The following is a 4,164-nucleotide window of genomic DNA, read 5'->3' on the forward strand; positions in this document are numbered from 1 at the left end:
CACACGGCGTCGAAAGCAGCCGCGAACACCGGGAAGGCGTCGTACAACTCCCGCCCCATCCCCAGCCGCTGACTGCCCTGCCCGGTGAACACCACGGCGGTCAGCCCGTCCGAGGCCACGCCCCGCCGTACGTTCGCGGCCGGCTCCCCTGCCGCCACCGAGGCCAGACCGGCGAGCAGTTCCTCCCGGTCCCGGCCGACCACCACGGCCCGCTGCTCCAGCGCGGCCCGCGACGACGCCAGCGAGAACGCCACATCGGCAGGTGACAACTCCGGCCGCTCGCGGACATGGGCGTGCAGCCGCTCGGCCTGTGCCTTCAGTCCGGCGGCACCGAGACCGGAGACGGGCCACAGGAGGGGCCCCGCCGCGGTGGCGGCCGGCACGGGAGTACCGGCGTCGGAGCCCGTCTCCTCTTCGGCGGGGGCCTGTTCCAGGATGACGTGGGCGTTCGTGCCGCTGACGCCGAAGGAGGAGATGCCGGCGCGCCGCGGGTGCTCGCCCTCGGGCCAGTCGCGCGGCTCGGTGAGCAGGCGTACGGTGCCGGCGGACCAGTCGATGTGGGTCGAGGGCTGGTCGACGTGGAGGGTGCGGGGCATGGTGCCGTGCCGCATCGCCATGACCATCTTGATGATGCCGCTGACGCCGGCGGCGGCCTGCGCGTGCCCGATGTTCGACTTGACCGACCCCAGCCACAGCGGGCGGTCCGCGGACCGCTCCCGGCCGTAGGTGGCCAGCAGGGCCTGAGCCTCGATCGGGTCGCCCAGCGTCGTCCCCGTGCCATGGCCCTCGACGACGTCGACCTGGTCGGACGGCACGCCGGCGGCGGCCAGTGCCTGCCGGACGACGCGCTGCTGGGAGGGGCCGTTGGGGGCGGTCAGGCCGTTGCTGGCGCCGTCCTGGTTGATGGCGCTGCCGCGCACGACGGCGAGGACGGGGTGACCGTTGCGGCGGGCGTCGGAGAGCCGTTCGACGAGCAGCATGCCCGCGCCCTCGGCCCAGCCGGTGCCGTCGGCGGCCTCGGCGAAGGCCTTGCAGCGGCCGTCGGGGGCGAGGCCGCGCTGCCGGCTGAAGGCGATGAAGGGGGACGGCGTCGACATCACCATGACGCCGCCGGCCAGGGCCATGCCGCACTCACGGCGGCGCAGGGCCTGGCAGGCGAGATGCAGGGCGACGAGGGAGGACGAGCAGGCCGTGTCGACCGTCAACGCCGGGCCTTCGAGGCCGAGGACGTAGGAGATCCGGCCGGAGATGACGGCCGCGGCGGCGGCGGTGGTCATGTGGGCCTCGGCCAGCTCGGGGGCCGCGTCGAGGAGGGTGCCGTAGTCCTGGATGCCGGAGCCGGCGAAGACGCCGATGCGGCTGCCGCGTACCGAGGACGGATCGATACGGGCCCGTTCGAAGGCCTCCCAGGCGACTTCCAGCATGAGCCGCTGCTGCGGGTCCATGGCCTGCGCCTCGCGCGGGCTGATGCCGAAGAAGGCGGGGTCGAAGTGGCCTGCGTCGTGGACGAAGCCGCCCTCGCGGACATAACTGGTGCCCTGCCGGTCGGCGTCGGGGTCCAGGAGCCGGCCGAGGTCCCAGCCCCGGTCGACGGGGAACTCCGAGATGGCGTCGCGTCCCTCGTCGACCAGCTGCCACAGGTCCTCCGGGGTACTGACCCCGCCGGGGTAGCGGCAGCTCATGGCGATGATCGCGATCGGCTCCCGCTCCTCGCTCTCGACCTCCTGCAAACGCCGCCGGGTCTGGGCGAGATCGGCCGTGACGCGCTTGAGATAGTCGAGAAGCTTGTCGTCGTCCGCCATCGCAGTCTCTCTCCGGGTCCTGTGGTTCGAAAGGCTGGTCATCCGTCGGTCGAAGGCCTGCTCAGGCGAGACCGAGTTCCTTGTCGATGAAGTCGAAGACGTCGTCGGCGGAGGCCGACTCCAACTTCTGGCCGACATCCGCGGTGCCGGCCGCGCCGGCCTGGGCGGCCACGGTCTCGCTGAGCCGCGACACGAGGGTCTGCAGCCGGGAGACGATCCGTTCGTCCTCGATCTGCTGCGCGTCGAGGCCGGTCAGGGCCGCCTCCAGCCGCTCCAGCTGCTCCGGCACGGCCGGCTGCCGTACCTCCTGCACGGGCTGCAATTCGGTGAGCAGGAACTCGGCGAGCGCGGCCGGGCCGGCATAGTCGAAGATCATCGTGCTGGGCAGCTTCCGGCCGGTGGCCGTGCTCAGCCGGCTGCGGAGGTCGACGGCCGAGACGGAGTCGAAGCCGAGGTCCTCGAAGGCGCGGCGGGTGTCGAGGGTGAGCGGATCGTCGTAGCCGAGCAGGGCGGCGACGTGCGAACGGACCAGGTCGTGCACGACGCGGCTCGCCTCGGCCTTCGGCATCCCGGCCAGCCGGGCGGCGAGTTCGGGTGCCGGGGAGCCCGGCGCGTCCTCGTCCGGGCCGCCGGCCAGGGCCGCCCGCACCTCGGGGATCTCGTCGAGGAGCGGCCGGGGGCGGGCGAGCGTGTAGGCGGGGACGAACCGCGACCAGTCGAAGTCGGCCACCACGACATGGCTCTCGTCGTGGTCGAGGATCTGGCGCAGGGCGCCGACGGCGGTGGAGGGTGCCATCGCCGGGGCGCCCATGCGCCGCATGACGGCGCTGAGTTCGGCATCGACCATGCCACCCTCCCACGATCCCCAGGCGATGGAGGTGGCGGTGAGCCCGCGGGCCCGGCGCCGGTGGGCGAGTCCGTCGAGGAAGGCGTTGGCTCCGCCGTACGCGGCCTGCCCTCCGCTGCCCCAGATCGCGGAGCCGGACGAGAACAGCACGAAGGCGTCCAGCGACACCTCCGCGAGCAGCTCGTCGAGGTACTGGGCGCCCAGCATCTTCGCCAGGCCGACCTCGGCGAACTCCTCCAGATCCAGGTCGGGCAGCGGGGCGATGCGCTGAGCCTGACCCGCCGCGTGGAAAACGGCGCGCAGCGGCGGCCCGTCGGCGAGGGAGGCGAGCAGGGCGGCCAGTGCGGCGCGGTCGGCCACGTCGCAGGCGGCGACCGTGACGCGCGCCCCGAGCGACTCCAGCTCCCCGATCAGCTCCTCGACGCCGTTCGCGGCAGGACCCCGCCGGCTGGTGAGCACCAGGTGCTCGGCGCCGTCCTGGGCGAGCATGCGGGCCACGTGCGCGCCGAGCCCGCCGGTGCCGCCCGTGACGAGGACGGTCCCGCCCCGTGCTGCCGCGGCGCGCGGTGCCGCCCCGGCCGGGAGCGGCGAGCGGACCATGCGCCGCGCGAACAGCCCCTCGGCGCGCACGGCGAGCTGGTCCTCCTCACCGGCGTCGCCGCGCACGGCCGCGACCAGCAGCCGGGCCGTCCGTCCGTCGAGCTCCCCGGGTACGTCGATCAGGCCGCCCCAGGTCCGCGGCTGGTCGAGCCCGAGGCTCGCGCCGAGACCCCACAGCAGCGACTGGCTCGGGCTGGCCAGTTCGGCGGGGTCCCGCACGGCCACGGCTCCATCGGTGACGCACCACAGTGACGCGTCGACCGCGGCGTCCGCCAGCGCCTGGGCGAGCACGACGGTCGCGGCACCTCCGTGCGTGAGCGCCGGGTACCGGGGGTGCGGGCGGTCGTCCAGCCCGAGCAGCGACAGCACCCGCTGTGGTGCCTCGGCGGACACCGCCGTACGCAGCCGCCCGGCCAGTGCGGCGCGGTCGAGATCGCCGACCTCCAGCGACACGACGCTCACCTCACCGTCGAGCGCCGCGACTATCCGCTCGACGGCGTCGCTCGCCCCGGCCGGCGGCCGGACCACGAGCCAGCGCTCCCCACCGGAGCCACCGGCCGCCGTCACCTCGGCCGGCTTCCACTCCACCCGGTAGCGCAAGGAGTCCAGCAGCGCGGACTCCTTCCGACGCCGACGCCACTGCGCCAACGCGGGAACCAGGGAACCCAGTTCGTCCGCCGGTACATCGAGTTCCTCGGCCAGCGACGAACTGTCCTCCCGCTCCACCGCCTCCCAGAACAGCGCGTCCGCCGTCCCGGGCGCGGTCGCGCCCGGACCGGAGACAGCGGCCTGCTGACCGGCGTCCGCCGACCAGTAGTGGCGGCGCTGGAAGGCGTAGGTGGGCAGGTCGACGCGGGTGGCGTCACGGCCGGTGAAGAAGCCGTCCCAGTCGACGCCCGCGCCGGAGGCGAACAG

2 protein-coding genes are annotated in these 4,164 nt (G+C 74.1%); both read right to left on the reverse strand.

Annotation, left to right across the window (positions count from 1 at the left end; translation table 11 throughout):
• Positions 1–1,802: type I polyketide synthase (locus ABZX30_RS37760; protein ID WP_355942876.1), on the reverse strand; the 1,802-nt coding region annotated here is incomplete at its 3' end.
• Between the two features lie 61 nt (positions 1,803–1,863).
• On the reverse strand, positions 1,864–4,164 hold a 2,301-nt coding region (locus ABZX30_RS37765; protein ID WP_355942879.1), incomplete at its 5' end, for an SDR family NAD(P)-dependent oxidoreductase.

Source organism: Streptomyces sp. NPDC004542 (genome assembly GCF_040610035.1).
GTDB lineage: Bacteria > Actinomycetota > Actinomycetes > Streptomycetales > Streptomycetaceae > Streptomyces.